The 22837-nt window shown below is 72.3% G+C and carries 24 protein-coding genes; 11 read left to right on the forward strand and 13 right to left on the reverse strand.

All coding sequences use genetic code 11. From position 1 onward, the window contains the following. Positions 1–20 precede the first annotated feature (20 nt). From ACIB24_RS20725 to ctaC, 4 genes are all read right to left on the reverse strand, one after another. Positions 21–1184, reverse strand: coding sequence for a L,D-transpeptidase (locus ACIB24_RS20725; RefSeq protein WP_398284083.1), 1164 nt, complete (start codon positions 1182–1184; stop codon positions 21–23). 103 nt (positions 1185–1287) lie between these two features. Further along, complete coding sequence (locus tag ACIB24_RS20730; protein ID WP_398284084.1) at positions 1288–1692, reverse strand: cytochrome c oxidase subunit 4; 405 nt, start codon at positions 1690–1692, stop codon at positions 1288–1290. Positions 1693–1696: 4 nt separating this feature from the next. Beyond that, positions 1697–3403 carry an aa3-type cytochrome oxidase subunit I gene (ctaD, locus tag ACIB24_RS20735; RefSeq protein ID WP_398284085.1) on the reverse strand — a complete coding sequence of 569 codons (1707 nt, stop codon included), beginning with the start codon at positions 3401–3403 and terminating at the stop codon, positions 1697–1699. Continuing rightward, the gene (gene ctaC, locus ACIB24_RS20740; RefSeq protein ID WP_398284086.1) at positions 3400–4302 is read right to left on the reverse strand and encodes an aa3-type cytochrome oxidase subunit II; all 903 of its coding nucleotides are present in this window, start codon (positions 4300–4302) and stop codon (positions 3400–3402) included. The genes ctaD and ctaC overlap by 4 nt, the downstream gene beginning before the upstream one ends. Before the next feature lie 125 nt (positions 4303–4427). On the opposite strand from ctaC, the gene ACIB24_RS20745 reads away from it, so the two are divergent. Further along, a complete protein-coding gene (locus tag ACIB24_RS20745; protein ID WP_398284135.1) occupies positions 4428–5579 on the forward strand; it encodes a cysteine desulfurase family protein in 1152 nt (383 codons plus the stop codon). A gap of 11 nt (positions 5580–5590) precedes the next feature. Continuing rightward, positions 5591–5797, forward strand: coding sequence for a sulfurtransferase TusA family protein (locus tag ACIB24_RS20750; RefSeq protein ID WP_398284087.1), 207 nt, complete (start codon positions 5591–5593; stop codon positions 5795–5797). Positions 5798–5911: 114 nt separating this feature from the next. On the opposite strand, the gene aat is transcribed toward ACIB24_RS20750, so the two are convergent. The 4 genes from aat to ACIB24_RS20770 all read right to left on the reverse strand — a co-directional run bounded on the left by aat (position 5912) and on the right by ACIB24_RS20770 (position 9356). Continuing rightward, positions 5912–6586 carry a leucyl/phenylalanyl-tRNA--protein transferase gene (aat, locus tag ACIB24_RS20755; RefSeq protein ID WP_398284088.1) on the reverse strand — a complete coding sequence of 225 codons (675 nt, stop codon included), beginning with the start codon at positions 6584–6586 and terminating at the stop codon, positions 5912–5914. A 104-nt stretch (positions 6587–6690) separates the two neighbouring features. Next, positions 6691–7686, reverse strand: coding sequence for a carbohydrate kinase family protein (locus tag ACIB24_RS20760; RefSeq protein WP_398284089.1), 996 nt, complete (start codon positions 7684–7686; stop codon positions 6691–6693). 90 nt (positions 7687–7776) lie between these two features. After that, positions 7777–8145, reverse strand: coding sequence for a HesB/IscA family protein (locus ACIB24_RS20765; RefSeq protein ID WP_398284090.1), 369 nt, complete (start codon positions 8143–8145; stop codon positions 7777–7779). A gap of 119 nt (positions 8146–8264) precedes the next feature. Further along, positions 8265–9356 carry a glycerate kinase gene (locus ACIB24_RS20770; RefSeq protein ID WP_398284091.1) on the reverse strand — a complete coding sequence of 364 codons (1092 nt, stop codon included), beginning with the start codon at positions 9354–9356 and terminating at the stop codon, positions 8265–8267. Positions 9357–9436: 80 nt separating this feature from the next. Here ACIB24_RS20770 and nadA point away from each other — a divergent pair, with 80 nt between their 5' ends. Continuing rightward, entirely contained in the window at positions 9437–10612 is a 1176-nt protein-coding gene (gene nadA / locus ACIB24_RS20775) for a quinolinate synthase NadA (protein WP_398284092.1), read from the forward strand. A 63-nt stretch (positions 10613–10675) separates the two neighbouring features. On the opposite strand, the gene ACIB24_RS20780 is transcribed toward nadA, so the two are convergent. Together ACIB24_RS20780 and ACIB24_RS20785 are read right to left on the reverse strand one after the other, a co-directional pair. Beyond that, a complete protein-coding gene (locus ACIB24_RS20780; protein WP_398284093.1) occupies positions 10676–11074 on the reverse strand; it encodes an acyl-CoA thioesterase in 399 nt (132 codons plus the stop codon). Continuing rightward, positions 11071–12456 carry a dipeptidase gene (locus tag ACIB24_RS20785; protein WP_398284094.1) on the reverse strand — a complete coding sequence of 462 codons (1386 nt, stop codon included), beginning with the start codon at positions 12454–12456 and terminating at the stop codon, positions 11071–11073. The genes ACIB24_RS20780 and ACIB24_RS20785 overlap by 4 nt, the downstream gene beginning before the upstream one ends. Positions 12457–12525: 69 nt before the next feature. Here ACIB24_RS20785 and ACIB24_RS20790 point away from each other — a divergent pair, with 69 nt between their 5' ends. Both ACIB24_RS20790 and ACIB24_RS20795 read left to right on the forward strand, forming a co-directional pair. Next, on the forward strand, positions 12526–13143 hold the full coding sequence (locus ACIB24_RS20790; protein WP_398284095.1) for a DUF3043 domain-containing protein: 618 nt from the start codon (positions 12526–12528) through the stop codon (positions 13141–13143). Positions 13144–13165: 22 nt separating this feature from the next. Continuing rightward, positions 13166–14176 carry an aldo/keto reductase family protein gene (locus ACIB24_RS20795; RefSeq protein ID WP_398284096.1) on the forward strand — a complete coding sequence of 337 codons (1011 nt, stop codon included), beginning with the start codon at positions 13166–13168 and terminating at the stop codon, positions 14174–14176. Positions 14177–14224: 48 nt separating this feature from the next. Here the strand turns inward: ACIB24_RS20795 and ACIB24_RS20800 are convergent, their stop codons facing one another. Then, the gene (locus ACIB24_RS20800) at positions 14225–14437 is read right to left on the reverse strand and encodes a hypothetical protein (RefSeq protein WP_398284097.1); all 213 of its coding nucleotides are present in this window, start codon (positions 14435–14437) and stop codon (positions 14225–14227) included. Positions 14438–14552: 115 nt separating this feature from the next. Here ACIB24_RS20800 and ACIB24_RS20805 point away from each other — a divergent pair, with 115 nt between their 5' ends. Genes ACIB24_RS20805 through ACIB24_RS20815 form a run of 3 tightly spaced genes read left to right on the forward strand, consistent with a single transcriptional unit; the run spans position 14553 to position 17104 of the window. Further along, complete coding sequence (locus tag ACIB24_RS20805) at positions 14553–15299, forward strand: bifunctional adenosylcobinamide kinase/adenosylcobinamide-phosphate guanylyltransferase (RefSeq protein WP_398284098.1); 747 nt, start codon at positions 14553–14555, stop codon at positions 15297–15299. A 12-nt stretch (positions 15300–15311) separates the two neighbouring features. After that, positions 15312–16187 carry a nicotinate-nucleotide--dimethylbenzimidazole phosphoribosyltransferase gene (locus tag ACIB24_RS20810; RefSeq protein WP_398284099.1) on the forward strand — a complete coding sequence of 292 codons (876 nt, stop codon included), beginning with the start codon at positions 15312–15314 and terminating at the stop codon, positions 16185–16187. Beyond that, positions 16184–17104: an adenosylcobinamide-GDP ribazoletransferase gene (locus tag ACIB24_RS20815; RefSeq protein ID WP_398284100.1), complete on the forward strand. Its 921-nt coding sequence runs from the start codon at positions 16184–16186 to the stop codon at positions 17102–17104. Before ACIB24_RS20810 ends, ACIB24_RS20815 begins: the two co-directional genes overlap by 4 nt. A gap of 81 nt (positions 17105–17185) precedes the next feature. Here ACIB24_RS20815 and gcvT read toward each other — a convergent pair whose 3' ends face one another. Next, positions 17186–18286, reverse strand: a complete 1101-nt coding sequence (gene gcvT, locus ACIB24_RS20820) for a glycine cleavage system aminomethyltransferase GcvT (protein WP_398284101.1) — start codon at positions 18284–18286, stop codon at positions 17186–17188. A 73-nt stretch (positions 18287–18359) separates the two neighbouring features. Here gcvT and ACIB24_RS20825 point away from each other — a divergent pair, with 73 nt between their 5' ends. Further along, entirely contained in the window at positions 18360–19856 is a 1497-nt protein-coding gene (locus ACIB24_RS20825) for a leucyl aminopeptidase (protein ID WP_398284102.1), read from the forward strand. Positions 19857–20068: 212 nt separating this feature from the next. Further along, entirely contained in the window at positions 20069–20245 is a 177-nt protein-coding gene (locus ACIB24_RS20830; RefSeq protein ID WP_398284103.1) for a hypothetical protein, read from the forward strand. A 34-nt stretch (positions 20246–20279) separates the two neighbouring features. Here the strand turns inward: ACIB24_RS20830 and ACIB24_RS20835 are convergent, their stop codons facing one another. Continuing rightward, on the reverse strand, positions 20280–20642 hold the full coding sequence (locus ACIB24_RS20835) for an oxidoreductase (RefSeq protein WP_398284104.1): 363 nt from the start codon (positions 20640–20642) through the stop codon (positions 20280–20282). Between the two features lie 299 nt (positions 20643–20941). Here ACIB24_RS20835 and sucB point away from each other — a divergent pair, with 299 nt between their 5' ends. Next, the gene (gene sucB / locus ACIB24_RS20840) at positions 20942–22834 is read left to right on the forward strand and encodes a 2-oxoglutarate dehydrogenase, E2 component, dihydrolipoamide succinyltransferase (protein WP_398284105.1); all 1893 of its coding nucleotides are present in this window, start codon (positions 20942–20944) and stop codon (positions 22832–22834) included. The last annotated feature ends 3 nt before the right edge of the window (positions 22835–22837 follow it).

The raw sequence follows: 22837 nt of genomic DNA on the forward strand, positions 1-22837 counted from the left end.
GGACCCTTCGCAACGAGGTGTCAGGCGGTCCACTTGTCGTACGAGACGTCCCACGCGGTGAACCCGTTGCCCCACTCCAGGGGCCGCTTGCTGTTCTTGTAGACGACGACGTCACCGATCTTCGAGTGGTCGAACATCCACTGGGCGTTGGACATGCTCATCCCCGTGCAGCCGTGGCTGACGTTGGCCCGGCCCTGCGAGCCCACGGACCACGGTGCGGCATGCAGGAACTCGCCGCTGTAGGTCAGGCGCATCGCGTAGTGCACGAGGATGTTGTAGTACTCGGGGTCGTCGGGGTCGGTGCCGGTCGAGGCCGCGTCCATCCGGCGGGTGGCCTCGTGCGTCATGATCACCTTGACCCCGTTGCGGGTCTCGTAACCGGCCTTCCCGGTGGTGATCGGAATGGTGCGGATGACCTTGCCGCCTCTGCGCACGGTCATCGTGTGCTTGTCGACATCGACCGTGCTGATCATCTCGGAGCCGATGGTGAAGTCGGTCTTCGCGGTCTTCGACGCCCCCCAGACGCCCTTGGCCAGCTCGACGCCGGCCAGGTCGGCCCGGACCTTCACCTTCACACCACTGGGCCAGTAGGCCTTGGGGCGCCACTGCACCTGCTGGGCGGTCATCCACTTCCAGTCGCCCTCGACGAGCGGGTCGCTGGTGACGCTCAGGCCCTTCTCGACGGCCGCCTGCCGCGACTTGGCGACGGGGGCCGAGAAGTTCAGCACCACGGGCATGCCGACGCCGACGGTGCTGCCGGCGGCCGGCTGCATCCAGACCTGGGCGCGCGCGGACGGCGACAGCGTGGTGAACGAGCTGGTGCTGGTGGCCTTCAACCCGTCCTGGTTGGCAGCCGCCACCGAGACGGTGTACTCGGCGCCGGGTTTCAGGACCCCGATGCTCTTCCAGGAGCGCTGGTCCGGCGACAGCTGCCCGTCGAGCGCATGCCCCTTGCTGGTGACGGAGACCGAGGCCAGCGTGCCGTCGAGGACCGAGATGGCGATCGGCTTGTCGAGCCGCCACTTCCGGGTGCCGTCGCCCGGCGCGATGTCGATCTTCGCGGCGGGGCTGGAGACGGTCTGCGGCTTCGGCCCGGCCGCGCCGTCCTCACCCGGGCCGCAGGCGGTCAGGCCGGCGACCAGCGTGACGACCACCCCGACCAGGGTCAGCGACCTGTACTGCACCGTTCTCTCCCCGAGAAGCGACTGGGCATACGACAGCCGCCCGGTCCGGGCGGCTGTGACTGGTGCGACAGCCTAGCCGGGGACGCCTCCGAAGATGCGGATATCAGTGAGCGTGCTCGCCGCGGTAGAACTCGAAGACCCAGCCGATCACGCCGATGGCCCCCAGGCCGAGCCCGATGAGCAGCAGCCACCAGCCGATGGCTGCGCCCGCGAAGACCACGGCTCCGCCGCCGGCGGCCACCAGCGGCCACCAGGAGTAGGGCGCGAACTCGCCGAGTTCGCCTGCGCCCTGCTCGATCTCGCCGAAGGTGTCGTCCTCCGGGAGGTCGTCGGTGTGCCGGTCGGTGTAGGACAGGTACACCGCGATCATCAGGGCCAACCCGGCCGTCAGGAACAGGGCGACCACGCCGACCGGTTCCTCCCAGTCGGTGGCGAACACGCCGTAGACGACCCCGGTCACCGCGAAGATGATCGTGCCCAGCCAGAACAGCAGCGCCGTTACCTTCACCGGTTCACTCCCTCGTCGTGCCGCGAGCCAGGTCGGGCTCGCCCAGCACCTCGTCCAGCAGGTTCTTGTCGGGGGTCGGCGCGTCCAGCTCGCTGATCTCCGGGTGGTGCAGGTCGAACGCCGGGCGCTCGGAGCGGATCCGCGGCAGCGAGATGAAGTTGTGCCGCGGCGGCGGGCAGGACGTCGCCCACTCCAGCGAGGCACCGAAGCCCCACGGATCGTCGACCTTCACCAGCGGCGCCGACTTCCACGTCTTGTAGACGTTGTAGAGGAAGGGGAACGTCGCCGAGGCAAGGATGAACGCGCCCACGGTGGAGATGTCGTTGTACCACTGGAACCCGTCCTCGGGCAGGTAGTCCGCGTAGCGCCGCGGCATACCCGCCACCCCCAGCCAGTGCTGGATCAGGAACGTGGTGTGGAAGCCGATGAAGGTCATCCAGAAGTGGACCTTGCCCAGCCGCTCGTCGAGCATCCGGCCGGTGAGTTTCGGCCACCAGAAGTAGAACCCGGCGAACATCGCGAAGACGACCGTGCCGAACACGACGTAGTGGAAGTGGGCCACCACGAAGTAGCTGTCGGACAGCTGCAGGTCCAGCGGGGGCGAGGACAGGATGATGCCGGTCAGGCCGCCGAAGAGGAACGTCACGAGGAAGCCGATGGCCCAGACCATCGGGGTCTCGAAGGTCAGGGACCCGCCCCACATCGTGCCGATCCAGTTGAAGAACTTCACGCCGGTGGGTACCGCGATCAGCATCGTCATGAACGCGAAGAACGGCAGCGCCACCTGGCCCGTGACGTACATGTGGTGCGCCCACACCGCGACCGACAGGCCGGCGATGCCCAGGGTCGCGAAGACCAGGCCCTTGTAGCCGAACAGCGGCTTGCGGCTGAACACCGGCAGGATCTCGCTGATGATGCCGAAGAACGGCAGCGCGATGATGTAGACCTCGGGGTGGCCGAAGAACCAGAACAGGTGCTGCCACAGCAGCGCCCCGCCGTTCTCCGGTTCGAACACCTGGGCCCCCAGGCGCCGGTCGGCGCCCAGCGCCAGCAGCGCGGAGGCCAGCGGCGGGAAGGCCATCAGCACGAGGACGCTCGTGATGAGCACCGTCCATGTGAACAGCGGCATCCGGTACATGGTCATGCCCGGGGCGCGCATGCAGACGATCGTGGTGATGAAGTTGACGGCGCCGAGGATGGTGCCGAAACCGCTCAGCGCCAGCCCGAAGACCCACAGGTCCCCGCCGACGCCCGGCGAGTACACCGAGTTGCTCAGCGGCGCGTACGCGAACCAGCCGAACGACGCCGCACCCTGCGGGGTGAGGAAGCCGGAGACGGCGATCAGGCTGCCGAACAGGTAGAACCAGTACGACAGCATGTTCAGCCGCGGGAACGCCACGTCGGGCGAGCCGATCTGCAGCGGCATGATCGCGTTCGCGAAGCCCGCGAACAGCGGCGTCGCGAACATCAGCAGCATGATCGTGCCGTGCATGGTGAACAGCTGGTTGTAGACCTCGTTGTCCCGCACGATCTGCAGGCCCGGCTCCCAGAGCTCGGCGCGGATGACCAGAGCCATCAGGCCGGCGGCCAGGAAGAACGCGAACGAGGTGATGAAGTACAGGTTGCCGATCACCTTGTGGTCGGTGGTGATCAGCCACTTGGTGACGGTGCGGCCCTTGCGGGAGGGCCCCTGGTCGAACGCGAGACTCACTGGTTCACTCCCGCCTCTTCGGCATGGCCCGGGTCGACCGGCAGCTTGCTGCGGCCCAGGTCGGTCGGCAGCGAACCGGTCTGACCGGCGGCTCGCAGCGCCGCGACGTGCGCGTCGTAGTCGGCCTGGCTGACGACCTTCACGTTGAAGAGCATCGCCGAGTGGTACTCACCGCACAGCTCGGCGCACTTGCCCTTGTAGGTGCCGATCTGCGTGGGCACCACCTGGAAGCTGTTCTCCACCCCGGGGATGGTGTCCATCTTCCGCAGGAACGCGGGGATCCAGAACGAGTGGATGACGTCACGCGAGGTCAGGTTGAACTGGACCCGCTTGTTCACGGGCAGCCACAGCGTGGGCAGTTCCTTCTCGATGCCCTTGCCACCGTCGAGCTCGCCCATCACGCCGGTCTCGTAGACGTCGGCGTTGACGTAGTTGAAGTCCCACGACCACTGCTTCGCGACGACGCCGACGGTCAGGTCGGGCGTCTTCTCGAGCGACAGCAGCTCGGACTGGTCGCGCGCCGTGTAGAAGAACAGCACGCCGACCATCATCAGAGGGACGATCGTGTACATGATCTCGAGCGGCAGGTGGTACCGGACCTGCGGCGGCAGCACGGCGTCGTCACGACGACGGCGGTACACGACCACCGACCAGATGATCAGCCCCCAGACCAGGACGCCGACGACGAGCGCGGCGATCCAGGACCCGTTCCAGAGGTTGATGATGCGGTCGTTGTCGACCGCGACATCCGGCCCGTACGGCAGGAAGCCGTGCTTCAGGGTGTCGGAACACCCCGACAGAGTGAGAACCGCCCCGACGCCGAGCGCGAGCGTCGCAGCACGCGCGGTACGCCGCGGGGACGGGGTTCTGCTGTGCGAACGCAACTCCGGCCTTCCCACGGTCTCTTCCCGGGCCGACGTTGCGCCGACCGGGTGGAACTTGACGCCTCCCGAGCACCACTGGTGCCCGACGACGAGCAGGGTAGCGGGTGGCGCATGCGCCTCCTCCGCAGGGGCACACTGACATCGTGACACCCCGGGTCTACCTCGACGGCGCCGCCACCCAACCCCTGCATCCCGCGGCCCGCGAGGCACTGCTCGCCGCGCTGGACGACGGGTGGGCCGACCCGCGCCGGCTGCACTCCGAGGGACGCCGGTCGCGGGCCCTCCTGGACGGCGCCCGCGAGGCGATCGCAGCCGTGCTGGGCGTGCGCACGGACGAACTGTCGTTCACGGGATCGCACACGCAGGCGGTGCACGCCGCCGTGCTCGGGGTGGCCGGGGCGCGACGGCGGGCCGGGACGACGGTCGTCACCTCCACCGTCGAGCACCCGACCGTCCTGCACGCCGCCGACCACGTGGCGGCCCGCGGCGGCGGGGCCCGGAGCGACGTGGCCGTCGACCGGACCGGCGCCGTGGACGCCGACACGTTCGCCGAATCCGTGAACACCCCGGGCGTGTCGCTCGCCTGCCTGCAGTTCGCCAACGCCGAGGTCGGCACCCGCCAACCGCTCGAGGCGGCGGCCACCGCGGCAGCCGCGGGCGGCGTCCCCCTGGTCGTGGACTTGAGCGCCTGCGCGGGGCACGTCGACGTACGGGGGGCGCGCGGCGACGTCCTGGTGGCCGATCCCCAGAGCTGGGGCGCGGCGCCCGGGGTGGGCGTGCTCGCGGTGCGGGCCGGCACCCGCTGGGCCGCGCCCGGCCCCGAGGGGGACGGTCCCGAGGCCGTCCCCGGAGGCGTGTCGGTGCCCGCCGCGCTCGCCGCGGCCGTGTCCCTGGAGGCGATGGTGGCCGGGCGCGCCGCGCGCGAGGCCGAGCAGCGCGCGCTGGTGGAGCGGGTCCGCCGCGGCGCGGCGCAGGTGCCGGACACCGAGGTGCTGGGGGACGACGTCCACCGGCTGCCGCACGTCGTCACCTTCTCGTGCCTGTACGTGGACGGCGAGGCGCTGCTGTCCGAGCTGGACCGGCGCGGGTTCGCGGTCGGGTCGGGTTCGGCGTGCACGGCCTCGACGCTGGAACCCAGTCACGTGCTGACGGCGATGGGCGTGCTCAGCCACGGCAACGTGCGGATCGGGCTCACCCCGGCGACGACGGGGGCCGACGTCGACGCCTTCCTCGCGGTGCTGCCCGACGCGGTCGCGACCGTGCGCCGCGAGCTGGGGGTCGAGGGCCTGTGACGGCCGAACCCGTGACGGTTGACGCGCGCGGCCTGCGCTGCCCCAAGCCGGTGATCGAACTAGCCCGCGCCGCAAGGGGTTCCGCGCCAGGTACGGAGATCACGGTCCTGCACACCGACCCCGCCGCCCCCGGCGACATCGCCGCCTGGTGCCGGATGCGCGGTCACACCCTCGTCGACCAGTTCCCCGGCTCGACCACCCTCACCCTCTCGCGGTGATCATGCACAAACGCACCCTTCCGCCGTTGATCATGCGCAAACGCATGATGCGTTCGCGCATGATCACGCCTGGCGTGCTGCGTTTGTGCATGATCACGAGCTGAGAAGGAGGGGCTAGGAGAAGAGGGGCGGCGGGTCGAGGCGCAGGGCCTCAGCCAGGCGGGACCGGTAGTCCTCGCGGCCGATCTCCACCACCCCGAGGCTCGCGAGGTGGTCCGTGCGCCACTGGACGTCGAGCAGCCGGCGCGGGTCGTCGTCCTCGCGGAGATACTCGACCAGCCGCACCAGCGCGACCTTCGACGCGTCGGTCTCGGTGTGGAACATCGACTCCCCCGCGAACAACCCGCCGATCGCCACTCCGTACAGCCCGCCGACCAGTTCCCCGGCCCGCCAGCACTCGACGCTGTGCGCCCAGCCCAGGTCGTACAGCCGGCGGTAGGCCTCGCCGATGCGCGGGGTGATCCAGCGGCCCGGTCGGCGGGTGTCGGCGCAGCCCTCCAGCACCCGGTCGAAGGCGGTGTCCACCCGCACGTCGAACCGGGCCAGCGACTTGCGCAGGGAGCGGCTGACCTTCAGCTCCCGCAGCGGCAGCACGCCGCGCGGGTCGGGCGACCACCAGCCGAGCGGGCCACGACCGTGCCGGCCCAGGCCCATCGGGAAGACACCCGCGCGGTAGCCGGCCAGCAGGGTGCCGGGCTCCAGGTCGGCACCCACGCCGATCAGGTCCTCCCCGGGTACGGCGACGCCCAGGTCGAAGGCGTATCGGCTGGCCACCGGCTCGGCGGGCAACACTGAACCCTCTAGGTCGTGATCATGCAGAAACCTCGCGCTCTCGGCCGTCACGACCCAGGGCCGCGACGTCTGCGCGAGGTTTCTGCATGATCACGACGGGGCTAGGCACGGACGCCGGACAGGTGCGGCTCGACGTCGGCGGCCGCGTCCGCACCGTAGGTCGCGGTGAACCGGGCCAGAAAACCGCCGCGGCTGAGGTCGTACTCCTGCGGGCCGACGGTCTCGATCACCAGGGTGGCCAGCGTCGAGCCCAGCTGCGCGCACCGCTCCGGCCCGAGGCCCCACGACAGCCCGGCCAGGAACCCGGCGCGGAACCCGTCGCCGACGCCCGTCGGGTCGGCGAGGGTCGTCGCCGGGACGACGGGCACGCTGATCGGCTCGATCGGCTCGCCCTGCCAGCGGCCGTCGATGATGCAGCCCTTCTCGCCGTGCGTGGTGACGCGCAGCCCCACCCGGCGCAGCACCTCGTCGTCCGACCAGCCGGTCTTCTTCTGGATCAACCCGGCCTCGTAGTCGTTGCTGAACAGGTACGTGGCGCCGTCGATGTACCGCTTGATCATCTCGCCGTCGGCGAAGGCCAGCTGCTGCGAGACGTCGGCGGCGAACGGGATGCCCCGGTCGCGGCACTCGTCGGCGTGGCGCAGGATCGCGACCGGGTCGGTGGGCCCGATCAGCACGAGGTCGATCGGCTCGCCCACCCCCAGCGGGGCCAGCTCGATCTCGCGGGACTCGGTCATCGCCCCGGCGTAGAAGCTCGCGATCTGCGCGTGGTTGCTGTCGGTCGTGCAGACGAACCGCGCGGTGTGCTTCAGCGCGGAGTACCGGATGCCGGCGCAGTCGACGCCGTGCCGCTCCAGCCACGACCGGTACTCGGCGAAGTCCTCACCGACCGACCCGACGAGCAGCGGGCGCAGGCCCAGGTTGCCCATCCCGAAGCTGATGTTCGCGGCCGTGCCGCCGCGGCGGATCTCCAGGTCCTCGACGAGGAACGACAGCGAGACCTTGTCCAGCTGCTCCTCCAGGAGCGAGTCGGAGAACCGCCCCTCGAACGTCATCAGATGGTCCGTGGCGATGGATCCGGTGACGGCGATACGCATTTTGCGAACCCTACCGGCACGCCGACGGCCGGGTCACTCGCGAGTGACCCGGCCGTCGAGGACGTGCTGGATGGTGCGGCGCGGTACGGCTCAGTGGAAGCTGTCGCCGCACGCGCAGGAGCCCTGCGCGTTGGGGTTGTCGATCGTGAAGCCCTGCTTCTCGATCGTGTCGGCGAAGTCGATCGAGGCGCCCTCGAGGTACGGCGCGCTCATCCGGTCCACGACGACCTCGACCCCGTCGAAGTCGCGGGTCAGGTCGCCGTCGAGCGTGCGCTCGTCGAAGTAGAGCTGGTACACGAGGCCGGAACAGCCGCCGGGCTGGACGGCGATGCGCAGGCGCAGGTCGTCACGGCCCTCCTGCTCCAGGAGGTTCCGGACCTTGACGGCAGCCTCGTCGGTCAGCGCCACACCGTGGGTGGTGGTCGCGCTCTCCGTGGTGCCCTGGTCGCTAACGGTCATCAGGTGTCTCTCCTGCTCTCGGACGGTCCGGCCATGCTCACACGCAAGCTCTCGTAGTGCCTAGCGGGGCGGGCGTGCGATGCATTCCCGGATGCCCGACCAGAATACGTCAGGTTCGCCTAACCCGAACGGCTCCACGTGCGGGCCACCCGCTCGGCCCGCGCCGCGAGCGTCCCGGCCGGGTCGGCGAGCGCGTCGGCCACCTCCGCGGGGGTCCGCGCCACGGGATAGGCGCCGTCGACCCCCAGGGTGAGCAGCTCGCGGCGCCCGACCAGCAGCTGACCAGGGACGGCGACGGCCGGCACACCGCGCGCCTGGGCCGTCTCGGCGACCGCGGTGAGCACCTTGGCCCCCAGCGACTGCCAGTCCAGCGACCCCTCGCCGGTGACGACCAGCTCCGCCCGGTTCGTCCCCTCCAGCAGGTCCGGCAACCCGGCGAGTCGCGCCACCAGCGAGGCCCCCGGCTCCAGCCGCCCACCCAGCGCGAGCACCCCGAACCCGAGCCCACCCCCGGCTCCAGCCCCGGGTTCGACGACGTTCCGGTCGGACAGCTGCGCCGCCGCGAGGACGGCGGTGGCCAGGTCGGTCAGGGCCGCGTCCAGGCGCTGGACGAGGTCGTCGTCCGCCCCCTTGGTCGGGCCCTCGACCGCGGCCGCGCCCTTGAAGCCGAGCAGGGGCAGCTGGACGTCGACCGCCCCCACCAGCTCGACCCCCACCAGCCGCTCGCGCAGGGCGGGCAGGAACGCCAGGTCGGCGCCCGTCACCCCGCGCAGGGCGGCGCCGCCGTTCCCGAGGCGTTCCAGTGCGGCCGGGTAGCCCTCGACCTGCCAGGCGGCGGCCAACCCGGCCAGGAGGCCCGCCCCGCCGTCCACCGCCCCGACCTCGCCGAGCCCGACCACGATCCGCCGCGCCCCGGCGTCCACCGCGGCCGCGACCAGCGCCCCGACGCCCAGCGTGTTGATCGGGCCGGGATCCTCGCCGACGGGGCTGACCTGGGCCGATTCCACGTAGGCGGTGCCGTCGGGGGCGAGCCACCACGGTTCGGGCGGCCCGCCGAGGGCGCTCACCAGCCCGGCGCTGCCGTCGGACAGCGGGAGCAGCACGAGGTCGTCGTCCGGGGCGGCCCGGCGCCACCCGGTGGCGATCGCCGCCGCCGCCTCGGCCGCCGACAGGGTTTCCCGGAACCGGTCCGGGGCGATCACGACGCGCACGGTCCCAGTGTCCCTGGTGTGGCGCACGAGTCATCGCCCACCCATGGGTTCCCCGTTAACCCGCGTGTGACAATTCCCGGATGACCGACGTCTTCGTCGAACCCACCCCCTCGGCGCTGCTGCTGCTCGGGCGCAACCGTGACCTGGCCAGCGAGCGCGGCGTCGAGTGCCCCGGCGACCTGCCCGCCGCCTCCGACCCCGACCTGGTGGCCCGCGCCCGCGCCGCCCGGGACGCGCTCGGCGACGACGCCTTCATCCTCGGCCACCACTACCAGCGCGACGAGGTGATCGAGTTCGCCGACGTCACCGGCGACTCGTTCAAGCTCGCCCGCGACGCCGCGAACCGGCCCGGCGCGCAGTACATCGTGTTCTGCGGCGTGCACTTCATGGCCGAGTCGGCCGACATCCTCACCGCCTCGCACCAGCAGGTCGTGCTGCCCGACCTGGCGGCGGGCTGCTCGATGGCCGACATGGCCGCGATCAGCCAGGTCGAGACGGCCTGGGAGGTGCTGGAGGACGCCGGGGTCGCGGCCGACGTCGTGCCCGTCAGCTACATGAACTCGTCCGCCGCGATCAAGTCGTTCACGGGGCGCCACGGCGGCACGATATGCACGAGCTCGAACGCCAAGACCGCGCTCACGTGGGCGTTCGAGCAGCGGCCCGACGCGAAGGTGCTGTTCCTGCCCGACCAGCACCTGGGCCGCAACACGGCCGTGCTGCAGTTGGGCCTCTCCCTGGACGACTGCGTGGTCTACGACCCGCACAAGCCGAACGGCGGGCTCACCGCCCAGCAGTTGCGCGACGCCAAGATGATCCTGTGGCGCGGGCACTGCTCGGTGCACGGCCGGTTCTCGAAGGAGAACGTGGACGACGTGCGCGCGGCGGTCCCGGGCGTGAACGTGCTCGTGCACCCCGAGTGCCGCCACGACGTCGTGACGAACGCCGACCTGGTGGGCTCGACGGAGTTCATCATCCGCACGATCGAGGCGGCCGACGCCGGTTCGTCGTGGGCGGTCGGCACCGAGCTGAACCTGGTGCGCCGGCTGGCGAAGGCCCACCCGGACAAGCAGATCACGTTCCTCGACAAGACGGTCTGCTACTGCTCGACGATGAACCGGATCGACCTGCCGCACCTGGTCTACGCGCTGGAGTCCCTGGCCGCCGGCCGGGTCGTCAACCGCATCGTCGTCGACCCGGACGTGGCCCACTGGTCTCGCGTCGCCCTCGACCAGATGTTGGCCCTGCCCGGCATCTAATAGTCGTGATCATGGAAACTTCTGGTGAAGGCGCCCCAGCGCCCTCACCAGAAGTTTCCATGATCACGACAAGTTGGTGCGGAGCAGGTCCGGCAACGGGACTTTGCCGCCCCCGACGCTGATGCACACGTACACGCTGCGCGCCGTGCACACCGCGGGACCACCCTCCCCGCGCCGGATCTCGAACCCGATGGTGAGCGACGTCGTCCCCAGCGCCTCGGTGCGTACGGCGACGGCGCCCACGTCGCCGTACCTCAGCGACGTCGTCCAGTCGAGCTCGGTGTGCACCAGCTGCAGGTCGTACCCCGAGGCGACCAGCGTCGCGTAGTCGACGCCGCGGTGCCCGAGGTAGGCGTTGATCGCCTCGTCCATGTAGGCCAGGTACCAGGCGTTGAACACCACGCCCTGCCCGTCGATCTCGAAATACCTTACGGGCTGGGCATATTCGAACCAGTCGGTCATGAGCCCAGGGCAGTCAGGAGCAGCGCCTCGGCCAGGCACGCCTTCTCGAACTCGGCCAGGTGCAGCGACTCGTTCGGGCCGTGGGCGCGGGAGTCCGGGTCCTCGACGCCGGTGACCAGCACGGTGGCCGCCGGGAACACCTCGGCCAGGTCGGCGATGAACGGGATGGACCCGCCGATGCCGATCAGCTCGGCCTCCACGTTCCACGCTGCCGACAGCGCCCACCGGGCCGCCCGGTAGGCGGGCTGCTCGGGATCGGCCTCGAACGCAGCTCCCCGCTCTCCCTCGACCACCTCGACCTGCGCCCCCCACGGGGTGTGCGCCTCGACGTGCTTGCGCAGCGCGGCGGACGCCTCGCCCGGGTCCTGGCCCGGGCCCAACCGCATCGAGTACTTCACCCGGACGCTGGGCAGCAGCGTGTTGGACGACGTCGCCACACTGGGCGCGTCGATGCCGGTGACCGTCAGCGCCGGACCCGTCCACATCCGCGCACTCAGCGGACCGCGCCCGATCAGCTGCACGCCGTCGAGGATCCCGGAGTCCGCCCGCAGGTCGGCCTCGTCGTAGTCGGGGCCGCGGTGCGGCGCCCGGACCAGACCCTCGATCGCGACGTCGCCGTCGGCGTCCCAGAAGCTGTTCAGCAGGCGCAGGGTCGCCGTCATCGCGTCGGGGACCACCCCGCCGAACATGCCCGAGTGCACGGCGTGGTCGAGCGTGCGGACCGTGAGCTCGCCGTCCACCAGACCGCGCAGCGTGGCGGTCAACGCCGGCACCCCGACCTTCCAGTTGCCCGAGTCAGCGACCACGATCACGTCAGCCTCGAGCCGGTCGCGGTAGGTGGCCAGGAACTCGCCGAAGGTCGGTGAGCCGATCTCCTCCTCCCCCTCGACGAACACGGTCACCGAGACCGGCAGCCCGCCGTCGGCAGCCTTCAGGGCCCGCAGCGCGGCGACGTGGGCCATCACCCCGGCCTTGTCGTCGGCGGCGCCGCGGCCGAACAGCCGGCCGTCGCGTTCGGTGGGTTCGAACGGGTCGGTCAGCCACGGGGTGTCCTGCCACGCGGCGCCGGGTTCGACGCCGGTGGGCTGGACGTCGTGGTGCGCGTAGAGCAGGACGGTCGGCGCCCCCGCGGGCCCGGCGAGGTGACCGACGACGGCGGGCGCACCGCCGTCCACGCGCAGGATCTCCACCGCGAGCCCCTCGGCGAGCAGCAGGTCGCGCACCGCGGTGGCGCTGGCCTCGACGTGCGCGGCGTCGAACGCGGCCGCCGAGACGCTCGGGATCCGGACCAGCCGTTCGAGGTCGGCGCGCACGCCGGGCATGAGCTGCGTCACGTCGGCGCGTAGGGCGGTGACGTCGATCGGGTACTCCTCGGCACTCATACGGGTGACGTTAGTCCGCCATCCCGCACGACCTCCTCACGGCGCGTGCCCGCCCCGTAGGCTGACCCCGTGTTCGGACGTGAGAAGACCCCCACCGCCGCCACCCCGACCGTCTCCGAGTCGAGCGAGACGGTGAAGGTGGGCGGCAAGGGCCGCGCCACGCCCTCGCGCAAGGAGGCGCAGGCCCGCAACCGCGTGCCGCTGGTCGGGGCCGCCGCGCCCGCCGTGCCCAAGGGGGCCACCCGCGAGGAGCGGCGCGAGGCCAAGCGACAGCGCCAGGCGCTCAACCGGGAGAACCGGATCAAGACGCTGGAGGGGCAGGCCAAGGGCGACGACCGCTACCTGCTGCCCCGCGACAAGGGGCCGGTGAAGCGCTACGTCCGCGACGTCGTCGACGCCCGCTACAACGCCGGCGAGTACTTCCTGCCGGTCGCCGTCGCCTCGTTCGGTCTGACGCTCGTGCAGACCCCGTTCACCCGGGTCGCGGGTGCGGTGCTGCTGTACGCGATGGTCCTGGCCATCGTGGTCGACTCGCTGTTCCTGGTCCGCCGCATACGCAAGGGCGTGCAGGAGAGGTTCGGCGAGAAGGCGGTCGGCGGAAACAACGCCTACGCGATCCTGCGCGCCTGCCAGATGCGCCGCACCCGCCGCCCACCGGTGATCGTGGCCCGCGGCGCGCATCCGTGAGGGGTGAGTTAGCGTCCGGGGTATGGAGTTCCGTTACCTCGGCAACAGCGGCCTGAAGATCTCCGAGATCACCTACGGCAACTGGATCACCCACGGCTCACAGGTGGAGAACGACACCGCCACGGCCTGCGTGCGCGCGGCCCTCGACGCCGGCATCACCAGCTTCGACACCGCGGACGCCTACGCGAACACCGCGGCCGAGACGGTGCTCGGCGAGGCGCTGAAGGGCGAGCGCCGCGAGAGCCTGGAGATCTTCACCAAGGTCTACTGGCCGACCGGGCCCGGCGGTCACAACGACTCCGGCCTGTCCCGCAAGCACATCCTGGAGTCGATCAACGGCTCGCTGCGGCGGTTGCAGACCGACTACGTCGACCTCTACCAGGCGCACCGGTACGACACGGAGACGCCACTTGAGGAGACGATGCTCGCGTTCGCGGACGTCGTGCGGGCCGGGAAGGCGCTCTACATCGGGGTCTCCGAGTGGACGGCCGAGCAGATCCGGACCGGGCACGCGCTCGCGCAGGAGCTGGGCGTGCACCTGGTCTCGAGCCAGCCGCAGTACTCGATGCTGTGGCGCGTGATCGAGCCCGAGGTCGAACCGACGTGCCGGGAGCTGGGTCTGTCGCAGATCGTCTGGTCGCCGATCGCGCAGGGCGTGCTGACCGGCAAGTACCTCCCCGGGCAGGCGCCGCCGGCCGGGTCGCGGGCCACCGACGAGAAGAGCGGCGCCGCGTTCATCGAGCGTTGGATGCGTGACGACGTGCTGGCCCGCGTGCAGGACCTGAAGCCGGTCGCGGACGACGCCGGCCTGAGCCTCGCGCAGCTGGCCGTGGCCTGGGTGCTGCAGAACGACAACGTGGCGGCCGCGCTGGTCGGTGCCTCCCGGCCCGAGCAGGTGCACGAGAACGTGGAGGCCGCCGGGGTGCGCCTCGAACCGGAGCTCATGACCCGCATCGACGACGTGCTCGGCGATCTCGTGGAACGCGACCCGGCGCAGACGGCCCGCAACGCGCCGGCCGGCCGGCCCACCTGACGAGCTGCCCGATCGACGGACTATTCGACGGACTACTCGGCGGAGGGACTACTCGACCGGGCGCAGGCTCATCGGGCCGTAGACGACCTCGTCGGACTCCAGCAGGTACACCTGCTCCACCCCCGCGGCCAGCAGGTCGTGCCAGGCCTCGCCGACCCACGTCTCGGCGTCCGCCTGGCTCGGGAAGGTGTTGGCCGGCAGCTCACCACCGCTCAGGGTCGAACCGTCCGCCGCCTCGAATCGCCATGCCCACGGGTTCACCCGGCCCACCGTAACGGGCATAGGGCGCTGAGTGTGCAGTCCCTTGACGCTTGGCGCGCGCCTGCGTGCGCCAAGTGTCACGAGACTTCGCACTCAGGGCCCTAGCCTGGCCCGCGTGACCTACGACGCCGTCGTGCTCGGCGAGGAAGTGCTCGCGGCGGCGCACACGCTGGCCCGCCGCCGCGCCGCGGGCGAACTCGGCCCCGACGCGCGCGTGGGGTTCGCCGGCCCGACGACGATGCGCCCCCGCCGCCTCGCCCTGCTGCTGGCCGCCTGGGGCGGTTCCCGGGCCGACGCGCTGACCGACCCGGGCACGCTGCCCGCCGTCCCGCGGCTCGGTGGGCGGACGCTGGTGCTGGGCGGGGCGTCGTCCGGGAAGTCGGCGTTCGCCGAGGCGCTGCTGGCCGCCGAACCCCAGGTCACCTACCTGGCCACCGGGCCCCGGCCCGCCGCCGAGGACGCCGACTGGGCGGCTCGCGTGGCCCGGCACCGGGAACGGCGACCGGCCTGGTGGAGCACCGTGGAGTCACCCGATGCCGCCCTCGAGCTGACCACCCCGACCCCCGTCCTGCTCGACTCCGTCGGCACGTGGCTGACCGCCGCACTGGACGACTGCGCCGCCTGGCAGCGCCCACCCGGCTGGCGGGAGCGGCTCGACGAACGGGTGGAGGCGTTCGTCGAGGCGTGGCGGGCCCGGACCGGCACCGTGGTGGCGGTCAGCGACGAGGTGGGGCTGGGCGTCGTCCCGGCGACCCCGGCCGGACGGCTGTTCCGGGAGCGGCTCGGCGCCCTCAACGAGCGGCTGGCCGAGGCGAGCGACCGGGTGCTGCTGGTGGTGGCCGGTCAGGTGACGGAGCTGTGATGATGTCCCGTTGTGACTGACCCCCTCATCGATGCGGAGCCGCCGCAGGACGCGGTCGAGGCGCTGCTGGCGGGCACCGATCTGCCGGACGGCTGGGCCACCCGGGCGACCGGCCCGGACCGCCTCACCGAACTGGCGGGCTGGTGGACGACGGTCTCCGCCGCCCCCACGCCCGCGCAGGTCACGCTGGCCTGGGCGGCCGAGGAGGCCGCGGGGGACGCCGACGCTCCCCCGCGCTGCGCGGCCCGGCTGGTCCGCGCGGAGGCCGCGGGGCGCCCGAGCGATGTGGAGACGGCGCTCGCGTGGGGCGCGGCGACCGCGGATGCGGCGGTGGACGGCGGCAGTGACCTGATCGTCCTGAGCCTGCCCGAGGAGCTGGTCGCCGACGCCCTCGAGGCGCACGTGCTGCTGGCCGCCCAGCAGCTGCAGCTGGACCCGGTCGACGCCAGCGAGTGGCCGAGCCCCGAGAACGTGATGAGCGACGTGGCCTGGGTCGCCCGGGTGGCCGGGCTGCGCGACGAGCGCCGACGGGTCGGCGACCTGTCCGGCGCGCCGCAGCGGCTGCTCACGGCGGTCGGTTCGCCCTGGTTGGCCGCCGGGGTGGGACTGCTGGCCCGGGCCACCGCCCGGCGCACGCCGGTCCTGCTCGACGGCGCCGCGGCGGCGGTCGCCGGCTTGCTGCTGCGGCGGACCGACCCGGCGGCGCGGGCCTGGTGGCAGGTGGCGGACGGGGGCGACCGGTTGCACACCCGGGTGCTGGCCGAGCTGAAGCTGACGCCGGTGCTCACGCTGGCGTTGGGGCGGCGCCCCGGCGACCCGTGGCTGGGTGGGCGCGTGGCCCTCGCGGTGCTCGAGACCGCCTGCGCGGCAGGCACCGTCGAGTCGTGACCGGCTCACTCGACGACGCCGCCGCGACCCGGCCGCCCCGGCTGGTCGACCCGCTGCTGCTGGCCTTCGGCACCCTGACCGCGCTGCGGGTGCCCGCCCCGCGGTCGCTGGTGGCCCCGATCCCGGGCCGGGCGATGCTGCTGGCCCCCGTGGCCGGGCTGTTCCCCGGTGGGCTCGCGGCGCTGACGGCCTGGGGCGGCTGGCAGCTCGGCTGGGACCCGCTGGTGGTCGCGGTGCTGGCGGTCGCCGTCCTGCAGCTCGCCACGCGGGGGCTGCACCTCGACGGGCTGGCCGACTTCGCCGACGGGTCCGCCGCCTCCTACGACCGGGAGAAGGCGCTGTCCGTGATGCGCCGCGGCGACACCGGCCCGGCGGGCCTGGCCACGACGGTGACCGTGCTGCTCCTGCAGGTCGCCGCCCTGGCGCAGCTGCTGAGCCTGACCGTCGGAGGCCCGGTGACGGCGACCTTCCGCGAAGCCGTCCTGGGTGACGGACAGGACGGGCTGTTCTACGGCGGTGACCTGGCGCCGGCCGCGACGGTGTTCGGGCACGTGGTCCCGGTCGGCGCGCTCGGGGTCCTGCTCGTGGCCGTGGCCGCCCGGCTCGCGATACCGCTGGCCTGCCTGCGCAGCGTGCCGGCCGCCCGGCCGGAGGGTCTCGGCGCCACGGTCGCCGGTTCGGTGCGGCTGCCCTCGTTCCTCGTCGTCGCCGTGTTGGTGACCGTACTGCTGGGCCTGCTCGGTACCTACGCCGGTCTGGATGCCTGGCAGGTGCCGGTGGCCGTCGGCGTCGCGCTCGTCGTCGCAGCTCTCGTGGTCCGGCGCGCGGTGAAACGGTTCGGCGGCATCACCGGCGACGTGATCGGCGCCGCGGTCGAGTTGTCCACCGCCGCCGCCCTCCTCGCCCTCTGTTCGTGATCAAGGAAACTTCTACTCTCCTCGAACGTCGACCGACCTACGTCGGCCTCGCCGGAGAGTAGAAGTTTCCTTGATCACGAACTAGCGGGTCGAGGTGTCCACGAACGGCGGCTTGGTCACGCGACAGCGCAGCGACCGGCCGCGCACCGACACCGCCACCTCGTCCCCGACGGCCACCGCGGGGTCGAGCAGCCCCAGCGCGATACCGACCTTGAGGGTCGGCGAGAAGGTGCCCGACGTCGTCCGGCCCACGACCGCGCCGGAGGCGTCGAGCACGTCCATGTCCGCGCGGGGCACGCCCCGGTCGAGGGCGACCAGCCCGGTCGCGACCCGCGACGGGCCCGCCTCGCGTTCGGCGACCAGCACGTCACGCCCCCAGAACGCGGGCTTCCTCCAGCCCACCGCCCAGCCGACGCGTGCCTGCACCGGCGTGATGTCGAGGTTCAACTCGTGGCCGTGCAACGCGTACCCCATCTCGGTGCGCAGCGTGTCACGGGCACCGAGACCGACCGGCAGGCCACCGAACTCGCGCGAGGCCTCGAGCAGCGCGTCCCACAGCGCGGGAGCGGAGTCCCACGCCGGCAGCAGCTCGTAGCCCCGCTCGCCGGTGTAGCCGGTGCGGCACACGATCAGCGACCGGCCCTGCCACTCGACCTCGACGAAGCTCATGTAGTCGTGCCCGGTCGGCAGGCCCAGCGCAGCGAGCGTCTCGTCGCTGCGCGGGCCCTGCACGGCGATCACGCCGTAGTCGGTGTGCCGGTCGGTGACGGTGATCCCCTCCGGCGCGGCGGCGGCGAGCCGCTCGACCACCGCGGCCGTGTTGGCCGCGTTCGGGACCAGGAACACGTCGTCGGGGCCGCGCAGGTAGGCGATCAGGTCGTCGACCACGCCGCCGGACGACGGGTCGCAGCACAGCGTGTACTGCGCCTGCCCGGGACCGATCCGGCCGAGGTCGTTGGTCAGGCACGAGTTCACGAACTCGGCGGCCCCGGGACCGGTGACGGACGCCTTGCCGAGGTGGCTGACGTCGAAGACACCGACCCGTTCGCGCACGGCCGCGTGCTCGCCGAGGACCCCCGATCCGGCGTACTCGATCGGCATCTCCCAGCCGCCGAAGTCGGCCAGTTTGGCGCCGAGGGCGACGTGCCGGTCGTAGAGCGCCGTGCGGCGAAGCGTGTCCACGCCGATCACCGTATCGGGGGTCCCACGCGGGGTGGACGTTGCACCGGAACCTGTCCGCCCTACGATCGGCCTCGTGCTGAACCTCACCGTCACCAGCAAGGATCCCGCGGACATCGGCGCCGACGCCCTCGTCGTCGGAGTGGTCTCCGGCAGCGGAGGTCCGGCGCTCGCCGCGACCCCGGGCCTGTCCACCGGCGTCCGCAACCGCCTCGCCACGGCCCTGAAGGCGGCCGGGGTGAGCGCGAAACCGGATGCCGTGCAGCGGATTCCCGCCGTGACGGGGGTCAACGCCAAGTCGGTCGTGTTCACCGGCCTCGGCGAGCAGAGCACGGTGGACGACGAGAGCCTGCGCCGCGCGGCGGGCGCGGCGGCGCGCTCGCTGGCCGGTTCCGCCAAGGCCGTCCTCGCGCTGCCCGCCACCACCCCCGCCGCCACGGTGGCCGTGGCCGAGGGCGCCCTGCTGGGGGCCTACTCGTTCGACCGGTACAAGTCCGGCGCGAAGGGCGACGGGCCGCTCGGTGCCGCGGTGGTCGTGACCGGCGCGTCCCCGGCGGCGGTGCGGGGCGGCATCCGGCGGGCGAAGGTGCTGGCCGAGGCCGTGCACGGCACCCGGGACCTGATCAACACCTCACCGCTCGACCTGTACCCGGCGCAGTTCGCGGCGGAGGCGACCGCAGCCGCCGAGGGCCTGCCGGTCAAGGTGACCGTGCTCGACGAGAAGAAGCTGGCCCGGGGCGGGTACGGCGGGCTGATCGGCGTCGGGCAGGGCTCGACCCGGCCGCCCCGGCTGGTGCAGCTGGAGTACGCGCCGCGCGCGGCGAAGAAGCACGTCGCGCTGATCGGCAAGGGGATCACGTTCGACAGCGGCGGCATCTCCATCAAACCGGCCGCGAACATGGACGCGATGAAGAGCGACATGTCCGGTGCCGCCGCGGTCCTGCACACCGTGCTGGCCGCCGCCAAGCTCGAGCTGCCGGTGAGGGTGACCGGCTGGCTGGCGATCGCCGAGAACATGCCGTCGGGCACCGCGCAGCGCCCGTCGGACGTCATCACGATCCGCGGCGGGAAGACCGTCGAGGTGCTGAACACCGACGCCGAGGGCCGGCTGGTCCTGGCCGACGCGCTGGTCAGCGCCGGTGAGAACGGCGCGAACCCCGACGTGATCGTCGACATCGCGACCCTGACCGGCGCCCAGATGGTGGCGCTGGGCAACCGGATCTCGGCGATCATGGCCAACGACGACGACCTGCGCGACCAGGTGCGCCGGGCCGCCGACACCTCCGGCGAGCAGTTCTGGCCGATGCCGCTGCCCAAGGAGCTGCGGGCGAGCATGGACAGCAAGGTCGCCGACATCGCGAACATCGGTGACCGGTTCGGCGGCATGCTCGTCGCCGGGCTGTTCCTGCAGGACTTCGTGCCGACGGACGGCGACGGGCGGCAGGTGCCGTGGGCGCACCTCGACATCGCCGGGCCGGCCTTCCTGACCGGCGCGGCACACGGCTACACGACCGTGGGCGGCACCGGCGTCGGGGTCCGGACCATGCTCACCCTGCTGGAGGACCTCGCCTGAGCCCTCGGGCACGGAAGCATCACGAACAACCCTCTGAGACGCGGGTGTGACACGGGTTCCGTACATTCACGTACGCCCGATATGTCCAATCCGCGGCGCATCCGGCCGGTCCGTTGACGTCCGGCCAGCACCCGTTCCTCCGCACGGGCCGGTGCAAGCCCAGCGTCGACGTCCCCCAGACCGGATGGGCCGCTCTCGCCTGAGAGGTCCTCATGGTGTTCTCGCACAACAGCACGTCCGTCGCCCGTACCGCCGCCCGCCGCACCGCCGACAAGTGGCCGCTGGACAAGTGGCCGGCCGACAAGTGGCCGTACCGCGCCGCCGACAAGTGGCCCGCGGACAAGTGGCCGGCCGACAAGTGGCCCGCCGACAAGTGGCCCGTGGTCTGACCCCACCCGCCCGGTATCCGCAGGTGCCCCCGACTCACCCGGTCGGGGGTGCCTGCCGGCCCTCGCGCTTGACCTTCTCGTTCCAGTCGCGCATGCGTTGGGGATACCCGACGAGCTGCACGTCATACACCGGCACGTTGAGCCGGCCCGCCCAGTCCCGCGCCGCCGCGTGGTCGGGCACGCGTCGCCGGGTCCACTCCCCCGTGGTCGCGATCAGCAGGACGGTCGGCGGCGTCACGGTGGTGGGCGGCTCGAGGAACGCCTCGACGCCGACGCGGGTGCGGACGAACTCGTCGAGGTACTGCCGGACGGCGCCCGCCTCCTCGCGCTCCTGCGCGCGCGTCCCCTTGCCGCTCGACTTGCCGCCCGACGCCCGCCGCCGACTGAAAAGCCCCACCGGGCCACCTCCCTTGATCCCCTCGTGCGGGCCAGGTTCTCATCCCCCACCGGGCGACTCAACGTTCCCGTGGAACACCCAACGCCCAGGTCCTCGCCCCTGTGCCCGAGGCGCTCCGGACACGTGATCTACTGCACACGCCGACGGCTGGTCAGGACCCGAAGTGACCCCCCGCAACGGTGGTGACAGGATGGTCGTCGCGCCTCAGCCCGCGCGCACCCAGACCCTGATAGACCAAGGAACAACCACCGTGATCCCGGATCCACGGATCACCTTGCACGAAGGAGAGCGGAGAGCAGATGGCTGACTCCGTGCAGATGCCCGCCCTGGGCGAGAGCGTCACCGAGGGCACCGTCACCCGATGGTTGAAGCAGGTCGGCGACCGGGTCGAGGTCGACGAGCCGCTGCTCGAGGTCTCCACCGACAAGGTCGACACCGAGATCCCGTCGCCGGTCGCCGGGGTGCTGCAGGAGATCCTCGTCGCCGAGGACGAGACCGTCGAGGTCGGCGCCCCGCTCGCGACGATCGGGGACGGCGCCGCTCCCAACCCCTCCGGCCAATCCAGCACAGCCGCGCCGGCCGCACAGCCCGCGGCCGAACCCACCCCCCAGCCCGCCGCGCCCGCCGCGCAGCCCGAGCCGGCCCCGCAGGCCGCCGCCCCGGCACCGCAGGCCGCGCCGGAGCCCTTCTCCGCGTCGGCCCCCGCCCCCGAGCCGGAGCCCGCCCCGGCGGCCCCCGAGGCCGCGCCCGCCGGTGGCGAGGGCACGCAGGTCGCGATGCCCGCGCTCGGTGAGAGCGTCACCGAGGGCACCGTCACGCGCTGGCTGAAGAACGAGGGCGACCGGGTCGAGGTCGACGAGCCGTTGCTCGAGGTCTCCACCGACAAGGTCGACACCGAGATCCCGTCACCCGTCGCGGGCACCGTGCTGAAGATCCTGGCCGCCGAGGACGAGACCGTCGAGGTCGGCGCCCCGCTGGTCGTCATCGGCTCCGGGTCGGCCGCTCCCGCCGCTGCCGCCCCGGCTCCGGCGCCGGCGGCCCCTCCCGCCCCTGCGCCGGCACCGGCCCCCGCCGCCGCCCCGGCACCGGCACCCGCCCCGGCACCGGCACCCGCCGCGGCGCCCGCCCCCGCGGCAGCACCGGCTCCGCCCCCGGCGCCGGCCCCGCAGGCGGCCCCGGCCTCGTCCCCGGCCCCTGAGCCCTCTCGCACCCCCGCCGCATCCACGGCTCCCGCGGCGTCGTCGTCCACGGGCGAGGAGGGTCCCGGGTACATCACGCCGCTCGTCCGCCGGCTGGCCGCCGAGAACGACATCGACCTGGCCACGCTGCAGGGCACCGGCGTCGGTGGTCGGATCCGCAAGCAGGACGTGCTCGAGGCCGCCAAGGCCAAGAAGGCGAGCCAACCCGCCCCGGCCGCGGCACCGTCGTCGGCCCCTGCGGCCCCGGCCGCCCCGCGCCCCGTGACCGTGTCGGCGAAGCGCGGCACGACCGAGAAGATGACCCGCCTGCGCAAGGTCATCGCCGAGCGGATGGTCACGTCACTGCAGACGTCGGCGCAGCTGACGACGGTCGTCGAGGTCGACGTCACCCGCATCGCCCAGCTGCGTGAGAAGGCCAAGGCCGAGTTCTTCGCCCGCGAGGGCGTGCGACTGTCGTTCCTGCCGTTCTTCGCGCTGGCCACCGTCGAGGCGCTCAAGCAGCACCCGAAGCTGAACGCCAGCATCGAGGGCGACGAGATCGTCTACCACCCGCAGGAGAACCTGGGGGTGGCGGTCGACACGGACCGCGGTCTGCTCGTCGCCACCGTGCGCGACGCGGGCGACCTGAACATCGCCGGCCTGGCCCGCAAGATCACCGACCTGGCCGACCGGACCCGCAGCAACAAGGTCTCGCCGGACGAGCTCGGGGGCGGCACGTTCACGCTGACCAACACCGGCAGCCGGGGCGCGCTGTTCGACACCCCGATCATCTTCCAGCCGCAGGTCGGCATCCTCGGCACGGGCGCGGTCGTGAAGCGCCCGGTCGTGGTCACCGACGACATCGGCAACGAGAGCATCGCCGTCCGCTCGATCGTGTACCTGGCTCTCTCCTACGACCACCGCCTGGTGGACGGCGCCGACGCCGCCCGTTTCCTGGTGACGGTCAAGGAGCGACTCGAGGAAGGCGCGTTCGAGGCCGACCTCGGACTCTGATCC

Origin of the sequence: Spongisporangium articulatum, assembly GCF_044465595.1 — a bacterium.
Taxonomy (GTDB): domain Bacteria; phylum Actinomycetota; class Actinomycetes; order Actinomycetales; family Kineosporiaceae; genus Spongisporangium; species Spongisporangium articulatum.

What these genes read in the sequence shown, in the direction of transcription:
- ACIB24_RS20760 (WP_398284089.1), bottom strand. Translation starts at nt 7,686, where the DNA reads ATGCGTATCGCCGTCACCGGATCCATCGCCACGGACCATCTGATGACG.
- ACIB24_RS20765 (WP_398284090.1), bottom strand. Translation starts at nt 8,145, where the DNA reads ATGACCGTTAGCGACCAGGGCACCACGGAGAGCGCGACCACCACCCAC.
- nadA (WP_398284092.1), top strand. Translation starts at nt 9,437, where the DNA reads ATGACCGACGTCTTCGTCGAACCCACCCCCTCGGCGCTGCTGCTGCTC.
- ACIB24_RS20780 (WP_398284093.1), bottom strand. Translation starts at nt 11,074, where the DNA reads ATGACCGACTGGTTCGAATATGCCCAGCCCGTAAGGTATTTCGAGATC.
- ACIB24_RS20785 (WP_398284094.1), bottom strand. Translation starts at nt 12,456, where the DNA reads ATGAGTGCCGAGGAGTACCCGATCGACGTCACCGCCCTACGCGCCGAC.
- ACIB24_RS20795 (WP_398284096.1), top strand. Translation starts at nt 13,166, where the DNA reads ATGGAGTTCCGTTACCTCGGCAACAGCGGCCTGAAGATCTCCGAGATC.
- ACIB24_RS20830 (WP_398284103.1), top strand. Translation starts at nt 20,069, where the DNA reads ATGGTGTTCTCGCACAACAGCACGTCCGTCGCCCGTACCGCCGCCCGC.
- sucB (WP_398284105.1), top strand. Translation starts at nt 20,942, where the DNA reads ATGGCTGACTCCGTGCAGATGCCCGCCCTGGGCGAGAGCGTCACCGAG.